Here is a 21366-nt window from a genome sequence, read left to right as displayed (position 1 = left end):
CGATAATATGATGGCGCAAAAAAAGCAGGCTTTGAGCCTGCTTTCGTGTTTTATCTGACGTTGCGCAAGTAGTTTAGCAACAACGGCACCGGCCGGCCGGTAGCGCCTTTTTCTTTGCCGGATTTCCAGGCGGTGCCGGCAATGTCGAGGTGCGCCCACGGGTAATCTTCGGTGAAATAGGCTAAGAATGTGGCCGCGGTAATGGTGCCGGCGCCGGGGGTGCCGATATTGGGAATATCGGCGAAATTCGATTTGAGCTGCTCTTTATAGGTATCGAACAGCGGCAGCTGCCAGGCTTTGTCGTTGGTTTCGCGCGAAGCGGCCAAAAGGCTGTCGACAAGCGCTTGGTCGTTGCCCATCAGACCGCTCACATCGTGGCCGAGCGCCATAATGCAGGCACCGGTGAGGGTGGCGGCATCAATCACGGCTTTCGGTTTGAACTGTTCGGCATAGGTGAGGGCGTCGCACAAAATCAGGCGGCCTTCGGCATCGGTATTGAGCACTTCGATGGTGAGCCCCTTCATGCTGGTGACCACGTCGCCGGGCTTGTTGGCGGCACCGGAGGGCATGTTTTCACAGGTGGGCACGATGGCGATGAGGTTGATGGGCAGTTTCAGCTTCACGGCAGCGCAGAACGTGCCGATAACGGCAGCGGCGCCGCACATGTCGAATTTCATTTCGTCCATATTGAGGCCGGGCTTGAGCGAAATGCCGCCGGTGTCGAAAGTAATGCCTTTGCCCACCAGCACGATGGGCGCTTCGTTTTTATCGGCTGCACCGAAATGGCTCAGTTCGACCAGATAAGGTTTTTGCTTGCTGCCTTTGGCCACCGACCAAAACGCGCCCATGTTGTCTTTGATATAGTCTTTATCGAGAATTTTGGCTTGTGCGCCGAGTTTTTCCGCTTCGGCTTTGGCGGTTTCGGCCAGAAATTCGGGCGTGCATTCGTTGGGGGCGGCATTACCGAGATCTTTGGCGATGTTGCAGCCGTAAAGTTGCGCTGCGGCGACATCCAGAGCGGTTTGAACCGCTTGGCTGTGTTCGGCATGATAAAATACGGCTGTTTGCAGTTTGGCGGGCTTGGCTTCTTTTTTGTAGCGGTCAAAACGGTAAACGGCTTCACCGAAGGCCGCAGCGAAAATTTCAGCCACGCGCGGCGAGTCTGTTTCGCAAAACGGCGCCAGGCACACATTTACATTTTCTTGCTTCTGCGCCCAGGCGGCGGCTTCTTTGGCGGCCTGTTCGATGGTTTCGCGCTGCACATCTTGCAGGCGCACCACGGCAACGGCTTTCAAACTGCCGTTGTCGGCGCTTTGGGCGGCGGCAAACGTTTGTGCTTGTTCCAGCGCCGCGTAGAGCAGGGCGGCGGTGGGGTTGCCGCCGTCGGCGGTATCGGGGCCTTCGGATGCGCATACATATAACAGCGCGCCGGTTTGATGCGGCTGCAATTTTTCGGCTTTTGTGCTAAATTCCACGTTCATTCTCCTGATGATAACCGGTTAGACGGAATAATCTTTCAGACGGCCTGAGATAAGCGCCTTGCAATGCCGTCTGAAACTTTACATGCGGCTTGATTGTACTCCATTCAGGCCGTCTGAAACATACGGGCGCAGACCAATCGGCGATTTATGATTTATCAACGTAATTTTATTAAAGAACTCTCGTTCACCGCCATCGGTATTTTCGTGGTGTTGCTGGCGATTTTGGTGTCGACGCAGGCCATCAACCTGTTGGGGCGCGCTGCCGACGGGCGCGTGGCTATTGATGCCGTGGCTGCGCTGGTGGGTTTCTGGATTATCGGCATGACGCCGTTGCTGCTGGTGCTGACCGCCTATATCAGCACGCTGACCGTGCTCACCCGTTATTGGCGCGACAGCGAGATGTCGGTGTGGCTCTCGTGCGGGTTGGCGCTCAAGCAATGGGTGCGGCCGGTGTTGCAGTTTGCCGTGCCGTTTGCCCTGCTGGTGGCGCTGATGCAGCTTTGGGTGATGCCGTGGGCCGAATTGCGCAGCCGCGAATACGCTGAAATTTTAAAGCAAAAACAAGAGCTCTCGCTGGTGGAGGCGGGCGAATTCCGCACCTTGGGCAAAAGCAACGGGCGCGTGTATTTTGTGGAAACATTCGATACCGAATCGGGCATCATGAAAAACCTGTTTTTACGCGAACAGGATGATAAAGGCAACGACAGCATCGTGTTTGCCAAAGAGGGCACTTTTGCGCTAAACGACAACAAGCGCACGCTTGAATTAAAGCAGGGCTACCGCTACAGCGGCACGCCCGGGCAGGCCGATTACAACCAGGTGTCGTTTCAAAACCTGAGCCTGATTATCAGCACCACGCCGAAAATCATTGATCCGATTTCACACCGCCGCACCATTCCCACCATGCAGTTGTTCGGCAGCGCCGATCCGCAGCATCAGGCTGAATTGATGTGGCGTTTGTCGTTGCCGATCAGCGTGTTGCTGTTGAGCATCTTGGCGGTGCCGCTTTCTTATTTCAACCCGCGCACCGGCCACACCTACAATATTTTGATTGCCATCGGCCTTTACCTGGTTTACCAAAACGGCCTTACCTTCTTACGGAATGCGGTAGAAGACGGCAAGCTCAATTTCTGGATCGGTATGCTGCCGATGCATATCTTGATGCTGCTGATTGCGGTGGTGTTGCTGCGCGTGCGCGGTATGCCTGCACAGCCGTTTTGGCAGGCATTGAAAAATAGCATGAAAGGCGGTGCCAAATGAAATTGCTAAACCGCTATTTAATCCGCCAGCTGGCCGTGATGACGGTGTATGCCTTGCTGGCGCTGCTGGCCTTATACAGCTTTTTCGACATCATCAGCGAAATCGGCGATGTGGGCGAAGGCAGCTACACAGGCTGGAAAATGATGCAGTATGTGTTGATGCAGATGCCCGCCCATGCTTATGAGCTGATGCCGCTGGCCGTGTTGATCGGCGGTTTGATTGCCTTGAGCCAACTGGCTGCGGGCAGCGAATTGACGGTAATGAAAACCAGCGGCATGAGCACCCAAAAGCTGATTGCCGTGCTGCTGCAATTCGGGCTGATTTTTGCCGTGGCCACCGCCTTATTGGGCGAGTGGCTGGCACCTTCTTTGAGCCAGCGCGCAGAAAACCTCAAGGCCGGCGCCCTCAGCGGCAAAATCAGCACCGGCAGCCAGGGTTTGTGGCTGAAAGAAGGCAATGCCATCATCAATGTGCGCGAAATGTTGCCCGACCATACACTGCTGGGCATCAAGGCGTGGCGGCATAACGAAGCGCTGCAATTGGTGGAGGCGGTGGCTGCCGAATCGGCCACGATTGATGCCGACAGCAACTGGCACTTGCAAAACGTGCACAGCAGCCGTTTGAGCGGGCTGCAACAGCGCGACGGCCAGATGGATGTTGATTTGGTGCAGACAGAATTTGACAAAGAAAAGCAATGGGATATCGGCTTGCAACGCAATTTGTTGGATGTGCTGCTGGTTGACCCCGAGCAAATGTCGGTGTCGGCGCTCACCACCTATATCCGCCATCTGCAAGACAACAATCAGCAAACCCGCCAATATGAAATCGCCTGGTGGCGCAAGCTGATGTATCCGGTTGCCGCAATGATTATGGCGCTGGTGGCGCTGGCGTTTACACCGCAATCCACTCGCCACGGCAATATGGGCTTGAAATTGTTTTTCGGTATCTGCTTGGGGTTGGCTTTCCATTTTGCCGGCCGCCTGTTCGGCTTTACCAGCCAGCTTTACGGCGTACCGCCGGTGGTGGCCGCACTGCTGCCGACCTTGTTGTTCGGGCTGTTGGGAGTGTATCTAATCCGTAGGCAGGAAAAACGCTAGGGTGTCCTGACCATCCGATTTACAGGTGCGTTTTGCCCCTACCTAATCGAGGCCGTCTGAAATATTTTCAGACGGCCTCGATTGTTTGTTTAAGCCGCGTGGCTGGTTCTTGTAAGCTGAGAATAAGTTTTTGTTTATCATCGATAAAATTTCATAAAGCGTGATGCCCTGTAGCTGGCGCAAGCCTATGGCTGTGAATCTTGAAGAAGACTGTTTATGATTTTGGAATGTGACACCGTTGTCTAAATGTGTTAAGGTAAATTAACTCATTCATTCTTATCACAAATCTTTTTCAGACGGCCTGTGAGCGCTGTTTAACCGTACAGGCCGTCTGAAAAGATGCGTGATGTTTCCCTCGAGCGTGTAACAAATCATCAGAAGGAATCTCATGACTTTGCAGACTGCATACATTAACGGCGCCTATGTTGCCGCCAACTCTGCTGCCGACACTTTCGTCAGCATCAACCCTGCCAACGGTGAAACCCTCGCCACTATCCAGCAAAGCACACTTCAGGAAATCGACACCGCCGTGGCGGCTGCCCGTGCCGCTCAGAAAGTGTGGGCGGCGATGACTGCGGTAGAGCGCAGCCGCATCCTGCTCAAAGCCGTGGCGCTTTTACGCGAGCGCAATGATGAATTGGCACGGCTGGAAACGCTCGACACCGGCAAACCGCTGTCGGAAACTTTATACGTAGACATTGTAACCGGTGCCGATGTTATCGAATATTACGCCGGTTTGTCCGCTGCACTCGAAGGCCGCCAGATTCCGCTGCGCGATACCAGTTTTGTTTACACCCGCCAAGAGCCGCTGGGCGTGGTGGCCGGCATCGGCGCGTGGAATTATCCGATTCAAATCGCCATGTGGAAAGCCGCTCCGGCGCTGGCGGCCGGCAATGCCATGGTATTCAAGCCCAGCGAAATCACGCCCTTGAGCGCACTCAAGCTGGCGGAAATTTTCACCGAAGCCGGGCTGCCCGACGGCGTGTTTAATGTGGTGCAAGGCGATTACCGTGTCGGCAGCGCACTCAGCGAGCACCCCGACATCGCCAAAGTATCCTTTACCGGCGGCGTGGCGACCGGCAAAAAAGTGATGGCACAGGCCGCCGCCTCAAGCTTGAAAGAAACCACCATGGAATTGGGCGGCAAATCACCGCTGATTATCTGCACCGATGCCGATGTAAACCTGGCCGCCGACATTGCCATGATGGCCAATTTTTACAGCTCGGGGCAAGTGTGCACTAACGGCACACGCGTGTTTGTGCCGGCCAAGATGAAAGAAGCCTTTGAAACAGCGGTGCTGGAGCGGGTGGCGCGCATCCAAATCGGCGACCCGCTCGACACCCACACCAACTTCGGTCCGCTGGCCAGCTTTCCGCATATGGAGAAAGTGCTTGCTTACATCGAAAAAGGCAAAGCCGAAGGCGCGCGCCTACTGGCCGGCGGCAGCCGTTTGCATCAGCAACCGTTTGACGAAGGCGCTTATGTTGCCCCTACCGTGTTTACCGACTGCCTCGACAATATGGCCATCGTGTGCGAAGAAATTTTCGGCCCGGTGATGAGCATCCTCACTTACACCACCGAAGAAGAAGCCATCGTGCGCGCCAACGCCACCGAATACGGCCTTGCCGCCGGTGTGGTGACGCCCGATTTGAAACGCGCCCACCGCATCATCGGCCAAATCGAAGCCGGTATCTGCTGGATTAACAGCTGGGGCGAATCGCCCGCACAAATGCCTGTCGGCGGCTACAAACAATCCGGCATCGGCCGCGAAAACGGCGTGCAAACGCTGCTGCACTACACCCAAACCAAATCGGTGCAGGTGGAATTGGGCGATTTTGTGTCGGTGTTTTAAGGCCGTCTGAAAATCAGCCATAGGCTGTGCCTGCAATACCGCCATGCCAACGGGTATGCCCTGACCACCATCATGCATTTAACTCGAAACCATCGTGCAGCTACTGTCTGCATCAAACGGAGGAAAGCCTGTGGCTGTTGCTATCAAGCTGCAAAAATTTACCGAAAACGATTTTGACGATTACTGCCGTTTGGTGGGTAATGAGCAAGTGATGGCCATGATTACTGAGCGGGCGATAGTGGGTGAAGAAGCGCAGCGCGACTTTGCCGCAATAATGGCCGATAACCGGCGGCACCCCGTTTACGGCCATTTCAAAATTACCGATGCCGACACGCAGGATTTTATCGGCCTGGCCAAGCTGGTGGTGCAGGCGGATGATGTCGGGCAAGCTGAAATCGGTTATATGCTCATGCCGCAATATTGGGGCAAAGGCATCGGCAGCGCTGTTGCCGCCGAACTAATCCGCACAGCGCGCCGCAGCGGTTTGCCGCAACTTTATGCCGTCATCGACCCGGATAATCTTCCTTCTCGTAAAATATTGACCAAACAAGGCTTTATTCATCGTGAATTTAAAGATTTCGATGGTTTGCCGGGAGAAATATTAATGCTCCCGCTCGAATAAAAAAAAGGATAACCCATGCTATTCAAACCCGCCTACGACTACATCATCATCGGCGCCGGCAGCGCAGGCAATGTGTTGGCCGCACGGCTGACCGAAGATGCCGACGTTTCCGTATTACTGCTGGAAGCCGGCCTGCCCGACTACCGCCTCGACTTCCGCACCCAAATGCCCGCCGCGCTGGCGATGCCGCTGCAAGGCACTACTTATAACTGGGGCTACAAAACCGACCCCGAGCCGCATATGAACAACCGCATCATGGATTGCGGCCGCGGCAAGGGTTTGGGCGGCTCTTCGCTGATTAACGGCATGTGCTACATCCGCGGCAACGCACTCGATTTCGACCATTGGGCGCAAAAACCCGGTTTGGCCAACTGGCGTTATCTCGATTGTTTGCCGTATTTCAAAAAAGCCGAAAACCGCGATATCGGTGAAAACGCCTATCACGGCAGCGGCGGCCCGATTGACGTGACCACCGCCAAAGCCGGCACCAACCCGCTGTTTGAAGCGATGATACAGGCCGGCGTGGATGCCGGTTATCCGCGTACCGACGATCTCAACGGCCATCAGCAGGAAGGCTTCGGCCCGATGGACCGCTTCGTTACCCCCAACGGCCGCCGCGCTTCCACCGCCCGCGGTTATCTCGACACCGCCAAACAGCGCGACACGCTCACCATTGCCACCGGTGCGCTCACCGATGTGATTTTATTTGACGGCAAACGTGCGCGCGGTGTGCGTTTTGAGCATCAAAAGCAAATGCACAGCATCGAAGCGCGCCAAGAAGTGATTCTCTGCGGCGGCGCGATTGCCTCGCCGCAGATTCTGCAACGCAGCGGCATCGGCCCCGGTGCCTGGCTGGCCGAAGCCGGCGTGAGCGAAATCCTCGATTTGCCGGGTGTGGGCAACAATCTGCAAGACCATCTCGAGCTGTATATGCAGTATGAGTGCACGCAGCCCGTATCCATCGCCCCGGCCACAAATTGGTGGAACAAGCCCGCTATCGGCGCCGAATGGTTGTTTAAAGGCACAGGCTTGGGCGCCACCAATCATTTTGAAGGCGGCGGTTTTATCCGCAGCGATGAAAAATTTGCCTGGCCGAATATCCAGTATCACTTTCTGCCGATTGCCGTGCGCTACGACGGGCGCAACGCCAGCAAATCGCACAGCTTTCAGGCGCATGTCGGCTCTATGCGTTCGCTCAGCCGCGGCCGCATCAAGCTCAAATCGCGCAACCCTGCCGAGCATCCGAGCATTTTGTTCAACTACATGAGCCACGAACAGGATTGGGAAGAGTTTCGTGCCGCCATCCGCATTACCCGCGAAATCATGAACCAACCCGCGCTTGATCCTTATCGCGGCAAAGTGATTACGCCGTCTGAAAGCCTGCAAAGCGATGCCGAGCTGGACGAATATGTACGCAACCACGCCGAAACTGCCTACCATCCTTCCTGCACTTGCGCGATGGGCGAGGGGAATGATGCGGTAGTCGACGCACAAGGCCGCGTGCACGGCATCAGCGCCCTGCGTGTGGTAGATGCCTCGATTATGCCCGACATCATCACCGGCAACCTCAACGCCACCACCATCATGCTGGCCGAAAAAATCGCCGACCAAATCCGCTGCCGCACACCGCTGCCGCCTTCGGATGCCGATTATTATGTGGCAGGCAGCACGCCCGTGCGCCGCGAGCCGAAGCGGGCTTGAGCTTTCAGACGGCCTTTAAGCAATATCAGGCCGTCTGAAACCCTGTTGAGAAAAACCCACAAGAAAGAGAGCGTATTGATGCACAGCGCACCCGACAACACAGGCAATGCAGAGCAAAAGCTTGCGGTTAACAAAACCGTTTTCCTCGCCTCATCGGTGATTTCGATTTTATTGATTTTATTTACCATTCTTTTTCCGCAAGCCAGTGAGGCGGTGCTCGGCAACGCTTTGCGCTGGGTGTCCGACCATTTTGGCTGGTATTACATGCTGGTGGTGGCCGCCTACAGCATTTTCGCGCTGTATGTGGGGCTGTCGCGTTACGGCGATATCAAGCTGGGGCAGGATCACGACAAGCCCGATTTCCCGTTTCTGGCTTGGGCAGCGATGTTGTTTTCGGCAGGTATCGGTATCGATTTGCTGTTTTTCGGTGCCTCGGAGCCGCTGGCGCATTATTTGAGCCCGCCCGACGGCAGCGGTGCCACACCGGAAGCGGCGCGGGCGGCCATTGCGCAGGCGTTTTTACACTGGGGGCTGCACGGCTGGGGCATTTATGCCCTTATCGGCATGGCGCTGGCTTATTTTGCCTACCGTCAAAACCTGCCGCTGGCTCTGCGTTCGGCGCTGGTGCCGGTGTTCGGCAAAAAGCGTACCGACGGCTGGCTCGGTCACAGCGTTGATATTTTCGGCGTAGTGTGCACGCTGTTGGGTATCGCCACCAGTCTCGGCATCGGCGTGTTGCAGGCCAATGCGGGTTTGAGCCATGTGTTTGGTATTGAAACCAGCAAGTTGGTGCAAACGGTGATTATTGTGGCGGTGGTGGCGGCAGCGGCTTTGTCGGCCATGTCGGGCGTGGAGCGCGGCGTGCGGCGGTTGTCGGAAATCAATATGCTGGGGGCGACCTTTCTGCTGCTGGCGCTGCTGGTGATGGGGCCGACCGTGTTTCTGCTCAATGCGTTTACCCAAAATATCGGCGATTATTTCCAAACCATCATCAGCAAAACCTTTGATGTGTATGCCTATCAGGGCAACAGCGGCGCCGAATGGAAAGCGGGTTGGACGATTTTCTTCTGGGCCTGGTGGGTGGCATGGGCGCCGTTTGTGGGCTTGTTTATCGCCCGCATCTCACGCGGGCGCACCTTGCGCGAATTTGTGCTCGGGGTGATGTTTATTCCGCTGGGCTTTATCTTTGCCTGGTTTTCGATTTTCGGCAACAGCGCCATTGATTTGGTGAGCCACGGTGCGGCCGCTTTGGGCGAAACCGCATTGGCCGACCCGGCCATGGGCATGTTTGCTTTGTTTGAGCATTATCCCTATGCTTCGCTGTGGTCGCTGATGGCGGTGGTTATCGGCCTGATTTTCTTCGTGACCTCCGCCGACTCGGGCGCGCTGGTGTTGGCCAATCTGAGCAGTAAGAATCTGGCTTCCGGCGCCGATGCGCCGATTTGGATGCGGCTTTTCTGGGCCGCCGCCACCGGCCTGATTACGCTGGGCCTGCTGTTTGCCGGCGGCTTCGGCTCCTTACAGTCGGTGAGTGTGGTGGCCGGGCTGCCTTTTTCGCTGGTGTTGGTGATCTACATGATTTCCATGTGGAAAAGCCTGCGCCAAGAGGGCAACAGGCGCAAGGCCAACCAAATCGATAAAGCCATGGTATTGGCAGACGGCCGCAACTGGCGCAACCGCCTCAACCGCTTAGTGAATTTCCCCAGCGCCAAAACCGCATTGCGCTTTATGGTGAAAACGCTGCAACCGGCCATGCTGGAAGTGGCGCACGAGCTGCAAGACAAAGGCATCGACACCCACCTTACGCAAGACAAAGAAAACCACCGCTTGAAGCTGGAAGTGTTGCATGGCGACGAGGTCGACTTCTTGTATGAAGTGCGGCTGGTCGAGGCGGTGAAACCGGTGTTCGCACTCAGCCAGGCCGGCAATCTGGCCTCGCCGCTGGAGCAGGAAAAATACTACCGCGCCGAAGTGTTTCTCAGCGAAGGCAGTCAGGATTACGATATTGTCGGCTATACCAAAGAGCAGATTATTATCGACATTCTGAACCAATATGAACGGCATATGCAGTTTCTGCATTTGGAACGCTGATAGCCGGTGAATATTCAAAAGGTCGTCTGAAAAATTTTTCAGACGGCCTTTTGAATATCGGGTTGAAATATTGGCCGGTTTTACCGCACAATAAACCCATTGCCAAAACTTTAGCGCTTTATCACATGGAACAGCTTGAGTTCTTCGACATCCCCAGCCCCTGCATCGGCGTGTGTGAAGCCAATGCCAAAGGCTATTGCAAAGGCTGCCTGCGCAGCCGCGAGGAGCGTTTGTATTGGCTGGGTATGACCGATGCGCAAAAACAGCAGGTGATGCGCCTGATTGGTTTGCGGCGAGTGAAAATCCAGCGGCTGGCGTGGGAGCGCAACCAGCCGCAGCTGCCGCTGCCCGATCAGATGGATTTTGAATTTTGAATGAGATGCAGGTATGTGCAGTTTGAGGCCGTCTGAAACATTTTTTTCAGACGGCTGAAATCATTTGAAATCATAAGAATATCAAACAATAACCGAAGACGACATTACCCTCAAAGAGGCGGAAGTGCCGATCACGATTGCCGGTCAGCCCGTGATTCTGATTTAAGTGGTTCTCCAGTGGTTGGATTTGCCGCACCTTAGAGGGCGGTTTTTATACATATAAATACACAAAATGTTTGACATGTTTATTTTGGTGCGTAATAGTACACACTTAATAGCAATGCTGTGTTCTTTAGCTTAATGAATCGGCGCAAGAGGTGGCAAATGACCAGTAATGAAGTCATTGACATACTCGAATCCGATGGCTGGTATCTGGTTGCAACCAAAGGGAGCCACAGGCAGTATAAGCACCCCGAAAAGCGCGGCAGGGTCACAGTGCCACATCCTAAAAAGGATTTGCCGAAAGGTACAATCAGCAGTATCTTGAGGAAGGCGGGTTTGAGATTGAGAATGTAGCGGGATAATCCGCTACATTTTTTGTCATCACGCAGAGCCGATTGCACAGCCGGATAATCTCACGGATCCGGTAGCTTGTTTTAATAATCAAAGTTAAATGTAGAATGCCCGCAAATTTATGCTATAAATTTTTGAATTAAGGTATATTAAATTAAATAAGGTAAATATCATGTTTATCCCGGTTGCCATCCATAAGGATGAAGGCTCGGTATTCGGCGTAACCATACCCGATGTACCCGGCTGCTTCTCCTCAGGCGAAACTGTTGAGGAAGCATTGAAAAACGCTCAAGAGGCAGTGATTTTCCACGTTGAAGGCTTGTTGGAAGATGGCGAATTCGAATCGCTGATTCCGAGCAATATCGAAGATTTACAGGCATCTGATGAATATTCTGATGCTTTGTGGGCTTTGGTTGATGTTGATTTAAGCCGTTTGAGCAATAAACAAACCCGTTTTAACGTGAGTTGGCCGGAATATTTGTTGGCGCGGGTGGACGAATATGCCGCTGCACATCACGAAACCCGTTCCGGCTTTTTGGCTAAAGCGGCACAACAAGTGCTGAACCAGGCGAGATAATGTTTTTCATCCCAAATGTTCAATAGGCCAAAATAAATAAAAAACGCTTTTCGCAAGCACGAAAAGCGTTTTTTATATATCTGGCACGCCCACGGGGATTCGAACCCCGGTTGCCGCCGTGAAAGGGCAGTGTCCTAGGCCTCTAGACGATGGGCGCGTAACCGAACGGCGAACTATACCGTAGGCAGGGCGGGATTGTCAATGTGGCGGCGGTTTCATGATGGTAAAGCTTTCAGGCTTAGCGCGGGGTTTTCAAAATATGGAAAACAGATTCCGGCGCTGACGGTGTTGCGGAATGTTTTGATTTGTTAAGAATATTTGCCTGTTTGATTTGTGGTTTGGATGATATCCATCATTTTTTATGATGGGCGTAAATGCGGGGAGCATGGTTATAATTGGTGTAGTGCTTTGTAGTTTATAACTTAATAAACCTGCCGGGCAGCTGAAAATGCTGCTGATGGCTGCTGTGTTGCCGGGCAATCATCGGGCGGGGCGCTTTAGAATATCATAACAACAATCGATTTTATGCAAGGAGACCATAATTGAGCGAGATGCAAGAAAAAAGTTACGCTGAATTACACCGCCCCAGTTCGGCCTTTGAGAGCCGCAGCGATTATTTGGAACATGAGCTGCAAATCATGCAGCCCAAGCGTTGGAAAGCCAATCTGCCGTTTCGGGATTACCGCTTTGAATGGGAAGACATGATTCCGGCGTTTGCCGCCACCATCGGCAAGGTGGTGATGGTGGGGGCGGTGGCGGCCGCCTTTGCCGGGCCGTTGGGTTTGCCGGAAAGTTTTGTGTTGGAAAACGTGCGCTATGAATTGCTGATTGTATCGCTGTTTATTCTGTTGCTGTCGGGCTTCTTTTTGCCCACTGCCAACCTGCCCGGCACGCACGGGCCGCTGATTCCGCTGATTCCGATTATTGTGGCTGCGGGCGGTCATCCACTGGCTTTAGGTTTGCTGATCGGCGTATTCGGCTTTTTGCTCGGCATTCTCAAGGGCGGCAGCCTGCTGGCGAGGCTGACCAGTAACGGCGTGTGCGGCGGCTTGCTGCTCTATTTGGGCTTTATCGGTATCACCGGGCAGGTGCAGCGGCTGTTTGCCTGGGCGGGTGGTTTTGATATGGCTTATATCGCGTTTGTGGTGATTATCGGCACGATTTTGCTGTATGCCTTGTTAGAGCATTGGCAGAAGCGCTGGCTGGCGGTGCCGCTGGGCTGTGTGTTGGCCGGGGGAACGGCTTATCTGCTGGGGGCGCCGTTTTCGTTTTCAACGGCTCCCGGCCTGCCGCCGATGAGCCCGGCTTATTGGTGGGGTGAAAACAGCGGCTGGATGTTGGGCTGGCCGGGCTTGAATGAGTTTGTAGCGGTGTTTCCGTTTGCGGTGCTGGCGGTGGCGATGTGGTCGCCTGATTTTCTGGGACACCAAGTGTTTCAAAAGCTGAGCTATCCGCCGAAAACCGAAAAAGTGCAGATGAATATCGACGACACCATGATCGGCTGTTCGGCGCGCCAGGTGGCCGGCTCGGTGTTGGGCGGGGCCAACTTCACTTCTTCGTGGGGCACTTATATCGTGCCCGCTGCGATTGCCAAACGGCCGATTCCGGCCGGTGCGGTGCTGACGGCGCTGTTTTGCATTATTGCCGGTGTGTGGGGCTACCCGATGGATTTGGCGATTTGGCAGCCGGTGTTGAGCGTGGCGCTGATTGTGGGGGTGTATGTGCCGCTGTTGGAAGCGGGTATGGAAATGACGCGCTCGGGCAAAACCACGCAGTCGGCGGCGATTGTGGTGTTTTCTTCAGCGCTGGTGAACCCGGTGTTCGGCTGGTCGCTCACGGTGATGCTCGACAATCTGGGCTTAATCGGCTGTAAAGAGCGCAGCGCCGGGCTGGGCAGCATGGGGCGCTGGATTATCCCGCTGATCGGCTTTGTGGTGTTGTGTGCGGTTATGGCGGCGGTGGGTATGTTCCCCGGCATTCCGGCGGTATTGGAGCAGTTTAGGCAGTAAACATATTTCCTGCTTAGGGTGTCCTGACCATTCGTTTATGAGGGGATTTTTGTCTCTGGAAATGCAGATTCAAGGCAAAAAACGCAGCAAGATTGGACATCTTGCGAGGCTTTTTAACGCAGCAGATGCGTTTCCAGGGGCAAAAAGCACCCGTAAATCGAATGGTCAGGACACCCTAGGGTGTCCTGACAATTCAGAATTACTCAGATTTTTTGTGATAAAAGTGCAGATGCAAGGCAAAAAACGTAGCAAGATTGGGCATCTTGCGAGGCTTTTTAACGCAGCAGATGTGCTTTTATCACAAAAAAGATGATGATATATGAATTGTCAGGACACCCTAGCAAAGGCCGTCTGAAACAGAAATGTTCAGACGGCCTTTGCTAAGCGGCAATCGGTTTGCTGTATAATGCGGTGGTTTGAACACATAAAACGATAAAAGGATGCACCATGTGGTTTAAGCAAATCAGTTTTTATCCGCTCAATATCAGCAAACTCCCCGAACTCGATACTCTGGCCGCCAAGCTTGCCGAAGCCGAATTCGCGCCCTGCACGGGGTTGGACTGGTTTAGCGAAGGCTTTGCCGCGCCGGTGTCATTTTCGCCCGAATCGGTGTTCCCCGCCGACTACACTTGGCGCGTTGCTTTGAAAAAAGAAGAGAAGGTGCTGCCCGCGGGGGTGATTCGCGATATTTTGGAAGAGCGCGTGGCCGAAATTCAAAATGCCGAAGCGCGCAATGTCGGCCGTAAAGAAAAACAAGAATTAAAAGAGCAAATTACCGATGATTTGCTGCCGCGTGCGTTTACCCGCAGCAGCCGCAGCCAAGCCATTTTTGACACCAAACACGGCTACCTGCTGATTAACAACGCTGCGGCTGCCAAAGCGGAAAACCTGCTCACCAAGCTGCGCGAAGCGCTCGGCGGCTTGGAAGCGAGCCTGCCCGATACCAAGCAGTCGCCCGGCAGCCTGATGACCGACTGGCTGTTGCGCGGCGCGGCAGAAGGCGGCTTCGAGTTAGACAGTGATTGCGAGCTTAAAGGCGTGGGCGATGTGGTGCCGACTGTGAAAGTGTCGAAGCAGGATCTGACCGCCGATGAAGTGGTGCAGCATGTGAAAAACGGCAAAACCGTGACCCAACTCGGCCTGACCTGGCGCGACCAAATCAGCTTTATCCTCACGCAGGATTTCACTTTGAAACGCATTCAATATCTGGACGTGTTGCAGGAAGAAGCCGAAGGCCACGGCGATGATGCCGCCAGCCTCACCTTTGCCTCACAGATTTTGATGACCGAAGCCCTGAGCAGCATGTTGGACGAGCTGGTGTCGTATCTGGGCGGCTGGCAGAAATAAGGCCGTCTGAAAGCAAGGGGCCGTGCATTGCGCCCCTTGCCGATTTTACTGTTACATAGAATAATACCCCTTCGAAAAAGCAAGAAAATAAAGACGGCAGGCCGCAGGCCGCACCGGCATAGGGCAAGGCGCCATGGTGCAGCCGGATTGTTTTTTCACCCGGGTATATTGTTTACATTGATTATTTTCCCGCCGCGCGGGAGGAGTGCAGGGAAACCGATATGAGCATCAAATCCGACAAATGGATACGCCGCATGAGCGAAGAGCACGGCATGATCGAGCCGTTTGAGCCGAATCAGGTCAAAGAGGCCGACGGCAAAAAAATCATCTCTTACGGCACCTCCAGCTATGGTTACGACATCCGCTGTGCCAACGAATTCAAGATTTTCACCAACATCAACAGCACCATCGTCGACCCGAAAAATTTTGATCCGAAAAATTTCGTTACTGTCGAAGACGACTGCTGCATCATCCCCCCCAATTCGTTTGCATTGGCGCGCACGGTAGAATATTTCCGCATTCCGCGCAACGTGCTGACCGTGTGTTTGGGCAAATCCACTTACGCGCGCTGCGGCATTATTGTAAACGTGACTCCGTTTGAGCCGGAATGGGAGGGGTATGTCACGCTGGAGTTTTCCAACACCACGCCGCTGCCGGCCAAAATCTATGCCGGCGAAGGGGTGGCGCAGGTGTTGTTTTTTGAGAGCGACGAAATATGCGAAACTTCGTATAAAGACCGCGCCGGAAAATACATGGGGCAAACCGGTGTCACGCTGCCGAAAACCTGATGTTTTCTAGGGCATCCTGAATGGTTAGGATACCCTAGCCTCTTGTGGTTTACATGAATCGATAAACAGCAAAGGCCGTCTGAAAAATATTTTCAGACGGCCTTTTGAGCGGATATTCAAAATTGCTCATCCATCAACGGCTATAGATAGAGCCATTTTCTGCACCTATATCGGATTTTGATTCTGCATGGGTATTATTTGTGCCGCCCGCGTTTAAACTCAGCAAGCTGCTTGACGGCGTGGACAAAGGTGCCGCCGCCGCCGATCAGCAATACCAGCATCAGCGGCCAGGTAATCACTTGCGGCACAAACCAAATCAGCACCGCCAGCAGCAGAATGGCGATGCCGATGGTGAGGTAAGACCAAGCTTCTGATTCGTCTACCAGCCGCGTGCCCGACATGGTGGTGTCGAGCGCATGGCTCAATTGCAGCGCCTGGCGCATCACGCTTTTGGCCTGGCCTTTGTGCAGGCGCTTGATGCCGCCGAACATGCGTTGGCGGTGCTCTTTCAATTCGGCGTGGGCTTTTTCGTTGAGAATCACTTCGGTGGCGTGGTTTAAATCATCGAGAAACACATGCTCGAGCCGGTGCACAGTATCGGCATCTTCAATCGATACATCGAGCTCACGGTTGCCATACCAGCTGGAAAGATTCAGATTGGTGCTGCCCACGCGCGCCCATTGGCCGTCGATGATGGCGCTTTTGGCATGAATCATGGTGCCGTTCCATTCAAACACGCGCACGCCGGCTTCGAGCAGCTGCCGGTATTGCGTGCGCGAAACCGTGCCGATCCACTTGATGTCGGAAGTGCGCGGCACCAGAATGCGCACGTCCACGCCCGCTTTGGCAGCATTAATCAGCGCCTGCACATACATGCGTGTGGGCATGAAATAAGCATCGGTAATCCACAGATTTTGTGTGGCCAGGCCGATTACGTTTAAATCGAGCCGCATGGTGTTGATGTTGGCCGGTGTGGTGGCCAGCAGGCGGGCGCGGGCATTACCTGCGGGCGGGATATGATTTTCAGACGGCATGGACAACGGCATTTGGCCGCCTTGCGAAACCAGCGTGTCTTCAAAGGCTGCCAAAATGTCGTGCACAATCGGGCCTTCGAGCTTCAGGCCGGTGTCGCGCCAAGCTTCGATGCCTTTTTCGGGCTTGCCTTTCCAGGCGGCGGAAATGCACAAACCGCTCACAAATGCGGTGTGACCGTCAATCACAAATGATTTGCGGTGGTTGCGCGACAAGATACCGATGCCGCTCACCCAGCCCAAAGGGTTGTAGCTGCGCACTTCGGCGCCGGCTTCGGTTAAAGGCTTGAAAAAGCCGCGGAGGTGGGCGTTGAGGCTGCCGATCCAATCGTAAACCAATGCCACTTTCACACCTTCGGCCAGTTTGTCGAGCAGGATTTGGCGCAAACGGGTGCCGAATGCGTCGGGTGCAAAAATATACATTTCGATGCAGATCAATTCGCGGGCCGACAATAAAGCCGCTTCCCAAGCGGGAAAATTATCGGTGCAGTCGAGCAGTAAATCAATGCGGTTGCCGCTGCGGGCGGGCGCGCCGGATGCACGCTGCATCATTTGTTCGATCAGTGCATTGCGGGTGCGGGTGGTGGATGTGGATGTGGATGTGGATGTGGATGTGTTCATGGCATGATTATAGCGGGGAAGCAGTGGTTGCAGGGTAACGGTGGCAAACGGTATGATAGGGCAGCTTGGCGGCCGCAGCCGGCAAATATTCCGATCGTTTCAGACGGCCTTTGCCGGGCGGGTTGCCGCATGTTTCGGCAATATCCTTTCAAAACAGCAAGCCGGTAAAGCAGCGGGCTGTAAACAGTATGCGCGCATGAGCAGGCACGGCAATGCAGCCGGGTATTTTGGGGCGGGCGTAAATTATCGTTCAGGCCATCGGTAAGCAATGTTATACTGCCTGTTTTGATAAATCTACGGCTGCCCGACAGCCTCAAGCATGTGTTTGAGGCCGTCTGAAATAATAAAGAGCATATCAATGAGCAGAATCCAATCCGCATTTCAAGCGCTTGACGGCGCAAAAGCTTTGATTCCCTATATTACGGTGGGCGACCCCGATACCGCCACCACATTGAGCCTGATGCACAGCCTGGTAGACAACGGCGCCGACATCCTCGAATTGGGCGTGCCGTTTTCCGACCCGATGGCCGACGGCCCTACCATCCAGCGTGCCGCCGAGCGGGCGCTGGCCAACAATGTGTCGCTCAAAGACGTTTTAGATGTGGTGCGCGCCTTCCGCCAAAGCAATCAAACCACGCCGGTGGTACTGATGGGCTATCTCAACCCCGTGCATAAAATGGGTTATCAGGCGTTTGCCGAAGCGGCCGCCGAAGCGGGGGTAGATGGTGTGCTGACTGTTGATTCTCCTGTCGAAACCATCACACCGCTGCATGATGCGCTCAAGCAAAACGGCCTCGACTGCATTTTTCTGATCGCGCCCACCACCACCGAAAACCGCATTCAAACCATTGCCGGTTTGGCCAGCGGTTTTGTGTATTATGTGTCGCTCAAAGGCGTGACCGGTTCGGCGCAGTTGGACACCGAAGCGGTTTCGCGTAAAATCGAGCTTTTACGCAAACACATCAATGTGCCCATCGGCGTGGGCTTCGGTATCCACAATGCCGAGAGCGCGCGCAAAATTGCCGCTGTGGCCGATGCCGTGATTGTCGGCAGCCGCATTGTCCAAGCCATTGAAGAGCATGCCGGCCGTGAAGCCGAGGTTGTCGGCCGGCTGGCCAAAGAATTGAAAGACGCCATCCGTTGAAGCCCTGCGGCAAACCAAGCGTTGCCGATAGCGGCGGCCGCTTGAACGTGTTTCAGGCCGTCTGAACATACATCGAAGGAGCCAACCCCATGAGCTGGTTAGATAAAATTTTACCCCCGAAAATCAAGCGCGAAGAAAAAGGCTCGTCGGCCATTCCCGAAGGCTTGTGGAGCAAATGCCCCGCCTGTTCCGCCACGCTGTATGCCACCGAGCTGCAACAAAACAGCCAGGTCTGCCCGAAATGCAACCACCACAACGCATTGAATGCCCGCGAACGTTTGAACTTGCTGCTGGATGAAAACGGGCGTGAAGAAATCGGTGCGGCGGTGATGCCGATCGATATCCTCAAATTCAAAGACAGCAAAAAATATCCCGACCGCCTTTCCGCCGCCCGCAAGCTCACCGGCGAAGATGATGCGCTGGTGGTGATGAAAGGCACGCTCAACGGCCTGCCGGTGGTGGTGGCCGCTTTCGAATTCCGCTTTATCGGCGGTTCGATGGGCTCGGTGGTGGGCGAGCGCTTTGTGCAGGGTGTGCGCCGTGCTGCTGCTGAGGGCTGCTCGTTTATCTGCGTGGCCGCATCCGGCGGTGCACGCATGCAGGAAGGCCTGAATTCATTGATGCAGATGACCAAAACCAGCGCCTCGCTGCACCTGCTGAGCGAAAAAGGGCTGCCGTTTATTTCTGTGCTGACCGACCCGACCATGGGCGGTGTGTCGGCCAGTTTTGCCTTTTTGGGCGATGTGGTGTTGGCCGAACCGAATGCCCTTATCGGCTTTGCCGGCCCGCGCGTGATTGAGCAGACTGTGCGCGAAACCCTGCCCGAAGGTTTTCAGCGCGCCGAATTTTTGCTGGAAAAAGGCGCCATCGACCAGATTGTCGATCGTCGCGAAATGAAACAGCGCATCGGCAACCTGATTACCTTGTTGCGCCGCCAGGATGCCGTGAGCGATATCGCTTGATGTTGTGCCGTTAAAACAAAGCCGTCTGAAACTGTTCAGACGGCTTTGTTTTGTGCCGCCGTATTCTAAAATAACGAATGCCCGCTCCACTATAGTGATATTGATTCATCAAAATAACCGTTCAAAAAAGCACTGCCGAGTTTCAGACGGCCTCAACCGCCCGACAGCCGCATTTGACGAACAAAAATCCGCTTGTGTTAAAATCAGGTTTTTCAGACGGCCTAATCTTTCCAAGATGCTTAATCCGCCCCGCCAACTTACCGAACTGGTGCGCCTGTTGCAGGAGCGCGGCTATATTTTTACCGCCGATCCGCAGCCGCTGACCGAAGCCTTGCGTCATGCCGAAGGCAGCGCCGAAACCAAATTAAACCGCCGTGCCGAAATGATCGACAGCGATCATAAGCTGCAAGACGCATTGGCATGTGTGCGCCATACATTCGGCTGGCTGTTGCTGGCGGCTACGCTGTTTTGGCTGGTCGGCGGTTTTGCCGGCACGGTCACACTGATGCAGCAATCGGGTTTGAATTTCTTTTTTGTGCTCGCCAGCGTGCTCGGTCTGCATACCGTGATGCTGCTGGGCTGGCTGGTGTTTGTTTGCCTGCCGCGCGCGAAAAGCAGTGGTTTTTGGGCCAACCCCGGCTTGTGGATACGCGGTAAAGACCCGGTCAACCAGGCCATTTTGCGGCTCTACAGCGATGAATGGCAGAAGCCCGCCATGCGCTGGCAAATCAGCCTGATCAGCCACCGCCTGTGGCTGGCCACACTGGCCGGCATGCTGGCCGCAGTGGTGTTGCTGCTGATGGTGCGCCAATACACCTTCAATTGGGAAAGCACCTTGCTGAGTGATGCCACGTTTGTCAGCCTGGTGCAAGCGCTTTCGTGGCTGCCGGCCAAGCTCGGTTTTCCCGTGCCCGATGCCGGCGCCGTGTTGGGCAGCCGTCTGAACAACGACCCGACAAGCGCCCGCCAATGGGGCGGATTGCTAATCGGCAGCATTATCTGCTACGGCCTGCTGCCGCGTTTCGGTGCCTGGCTGGCCTGTAAAATTTTGTCGCGGCGCGGCCAAAGCCCGTTGCCGCTCGACAAACCTTATTACCAACAAATTATCCAGCAATGGCAAACCCGCGTGGTGGATGCCGACATTTACCGTGAAAGCGTAGCCGTTGCGCCCCCGAAAATCCGCCTCGACGACCACCTGCCCAAATGGGCGCTGATGCTCGAAGGCGCGTGGCCGGATAAATTGTGGCACCAACACATACTCGGCCAGCAATGGCTCGATAAAGGCACGGCCGACAGCCGCGATGCAGTGGCGGCATTGAAACAGGATTTGGCGCAGCAGCCCGCGCAACTCTTAATCGGCGTGCGTGCACAGCAAGTGCCCGACCGCGGCGTATTGCGGCAGATTACCGCTTTGGCCGGCGCGGCGCAGGGTGGGGCGGTGGTGCAATTGTTGGCCGAAAAAGAAATTTCAGACGGCCTGCAAGACTATTTGCCGCAATGGCACGCCGCGTTGACCGAACGTCAATTGGCCTGGCTCGACCCGCCGCGTGTCAGCCAAGCGCAACGCATGCTGCACGGCTGACTAACAGGAAAGATAGTGATGCACAAACGAAGCAAAAAATCTGCGGCATTCAGCGCCGATTGCGCGCGATTGAAGATTGGCAACAGCAGGCCGCCGTCATCAATTTCGATGATTTGTTGAAGCGCCGGCGGCATGCGTCAAATTTAACGTTGCCTCTTGGAATCAATTGATTTTAGACAATCAGCAACCGCCTAAATTAACAGGTATTTTTTGAACAACATTGATTGCCGCGCCGGTGGAAATTGATGATGGTATTGCCAATTTATCCCGATACGCCTACTGGGCGAGCCGTTATTTTAGCCGGCTTTAATAAG

18 protein-coding genes and 1 tRNA gene are annotated in these 21366 nt (G+C 54.6%); 16 read left to right on the top strand and 3 right to left on the bottom strand.

All coding sequences use genetic code 11. The features are described 5' to 3' along the window. Positions 1–50 precede the first annotated feature (50 nt). Positions 51–1475, bottom strand: coding sequence for a leucyl aminopeptidase (locus LVJ83_RS11615; protein ID WP_342345073.1), 1425 nt, complete (start codon positions 1473–1475; stop codon positions 51–53). Positions 1476–1628: 153 nt separating this feature from the next. Here LVJ83_RS11615 and lptF point away from each other — a divergent pair, with 153 nt between their 5' ends. The 9 genes from lptF to LVJ83_RS11570 all read left to right on the top strand — a co-directional run bounded on the left by lptF (position 1629) and on the right by LVJ83_RS11570 (position 11568). Continuing rightward, positions 1629–2741, top strand: a complete 1113-nt coding sequence (gene lptF / locus LVJ83_RS11610; protein ID WP_244784807.1) for an LPS export ABC transporter permease LptF — start codon at positions 1629–1631, stop codon at positions 2739–2741. Beyond that, positions 2738–3838 (top strand): LPS export ABC transporter permease LptG, encoded by a 1101-nt coding sequence (gene lptG / locus LVJ83_RS11605; protein ID WP_244784805.1) that lies wholly within the window; start codon positions 2738–2740, stop codon positions 3836–3838. The genes lptF and lptG overlap by 4 nt, the downstream gene beginning before the upstream one ends. 388 nt (positions 3839–4226) lie before the next feature. Then, complete coding sequence (gene betB, locus LVJ83_RS11600; RefSeq protein WP_244784803.1) at positions 4227–5690, top strand: betaine-aldehyde dehydrogenase; 1464 nt, start codon at positions 4227–4229, stop codon at positions 5688–5690. A 130-nt stretch (positions 5691–5820) separates the two neighbouring features. Then, positions 5821–6312, top strand: coding sequence for a GNAT family N-acetyltransferase (locus tag LVJ83_RS11595; protein WP_244784801.1), 492 nt, complete (start codon positions 5821–5823; stop codon positions 6310–6312). 15 nt (positions 6313–6327) lie between these two features. Beyond that, the gene (betA, locus tag LVJ83_RS11590) at positions 6328–8013 is read left to right on the top strand and encodes a choline dehydrogenase (protein WP_244784799.1); all 1686 of its coding nucleotides are present in this window, start codon (positions 6328–6330) and stop codon (positions 8011–8013) included. A 45-nt stretch (positions 8014–8058) separates the two neighbouring features. Further along, positions 8059–10104, top strand: a complete 2046-nt coding sequence (betT, locus tag LVJ83_RS11585; protein ID WP_244784797.1) for a choline BCCT transporter BetT — start codon at positions 8059–8061, stop codon at positions 10102–10104. A 125-nt stretch (positions 10105–10229) separates the two neighbouring features. Continuing rightward, on the top strand, positions 10230–10478 hold the full coding sequence (locus LVJ83_RS11580; RefSeq protein WP_244784795.1) for a DUF1289 domain-containing protein: 249 nt from the start codon (positions 10230–10232) through the stop codon (positions 10476–10478). A 300-nt stretch (positions 10479–10778) separates the two neighbouring features. Next, on the top strand, positions 10779–10994 hold the full coding sequence (locus LVJ83_RS11575; RefSeq protein WP_342345089.1) for a type II toxin-antitoxin system HicA family toxin: 216 nt from the start codon (positions 10779–10781) through the stop codon (positions 10992–10994). 169 nt (positions 10995–11163) lie between these two features. After that, positions 11164–11568 (top strand): type II toxin-antitoxin system HicB family antitoxin, encoded by a 405-nt coding sequence (locus tag LVJ83_RS11570; protein WP_244784791.1) that lies wholly within the window; start codon positions 11164–11166, stop codon positions 11566–11568. Between the two features lie 81 nt (positions 11569–11649). On the opposite strand, the gene LVJ83_RS11565 is transcribed toward LVJ83_RS11570, so the two are convergent. Further along, a tRNA-Glu gene (locus LVJ83_RS11565) sits at positions 11650–11725 on the bottom strand. A 394-nt stretch (positions 11726–12119) separates the two neighbouring features. On the opposite strand from LVJ83_RS11565, the gene LVJ83_RS11560 reads away from it, so the two are divergent. The 4 genes from LVJ83_RS11560 to dcd all read left to right on the top strand — a co-directional run bounded on the left by LVJ83_RS11560 (position 12120) and on the right by dcd (position 15712). Further along, positions 12120–13577: a DUF3360 family protein gene (locus tag LVJ83_RS11560; RefSeq protein WP_244787773.1), complete on the top strand. Its 1458-nt coding sequence runs from the start codon at positions 12120–12122 to the stop codon at positions 13575–13577. Between the two features lie 37 nt (positions 13578–13614). Continuing rightward, positions 13615–13890, top strand: a complete 276-nt coding sequence (locus LVJ83_RS11555; RefSeq protein ID WP_244784789.1) for a hypothetical protein — start codon at positions 13615–13617, stop codon at positions 13888–13890. 134 nt (positions 13891–14024) lie between these two features. Continuing rightward, positions 14025–14924, top strand: a complete 900-nt coding sequence (locus LVJ83_RS11550; protein ID WP_244784787.1) for a recombination-associated protein RdgC — start codon at positions 14025–14027, stop codon at positions 14922–14924. Positions 14925–15145: 221 nt separating this feature from the next. Then, positions 15146–15712, top strand: coding sequence for a dCTP deaminase (gene dcd / locus LVJ83_RS11545; RefSeq protein WP_244784785.1), 567 nt, complete (start codon positions 15146–15148; stop codon positions 15710–15712). A gap of 194 nt (positions 15713–15906) precedes the next feature. Here dcd and LVJ83_RS11540 read toward each other — a convergent pair whose 3' ends face one another. Next, positions 15907–17364 (bottom strand): phospholipase D-like domain-containing protein, encoded by a 1458-nt coding sequence (locus LVJ83_RS11540; RefSeq protein ID WP_244784784.1) that lies wholly within the window; start codon positions 17362–17364, stop codon positions 15907–15909. A gap of 358 nt (positions 17365–17722) precedes the next feature. On the opposite strand from LVJ83_RS11540, the gene trpA reads away from it, so the two are divergent. The 3 genes from trpA to LVJ83_RS11525 all read left to right on the top strand — a co-directional run bounded on the left by trpA (position 17723) and on the right by LVJ83_RS11525 (position 21052). Continuing rightward, positions 17723–18508 (top strand): tryptophan synthase subunit alpha, encoded by a 786-nt coding sequence (gene trpA / locus LVJ83_RS11535; protein ID WP_244784782.1) that lies wholly within the window; start codon positions 17723–17725, stop codon positions 18506–18508. Between the two features lie 89 nt (positions 18509–18597). Beyond that, entirely contained in the window at positions 18598–19470 is an 873-nt protein-coding gene (accD, locus tag LVJ83_RS11530; protein WP_244784780.1) for an acetyl-CoA carboxylase, carboxyltransferase subunit beta, read from the top strand. 235 nt (positions 19471–19705) lie between these two features. Then, the gene (locus LVJ83_RS11525; protein WP_244784779.1) at positions 19706–21052 is read left to right on the top strand and encodes a DUF2868 domain-containing protein; all 1347 of its coding nucleotides are present in this window, start codon (positions 19706–19708) and stop codon (positions 21050–21052) included. The last annotated feature ends 314 nt before the right edge of the window (positions 21053–21366 follow it).

The sequence above is a fragment of the Uruburuella testudinis genome, assembly GCF_022870865.1.
In the GTDB taxonomy this organism is placed as follows: Bacteria; Pseudomonadota; Gammaproteobacteria; order Burkholderiales; family Neisseriaceae; genus Neisseria; species Neisseria testudinis.
Note: the sequence above shows the minus strand (reverse complement) of the source record. Positions and strands in the feature narration are given on the sequence as shown.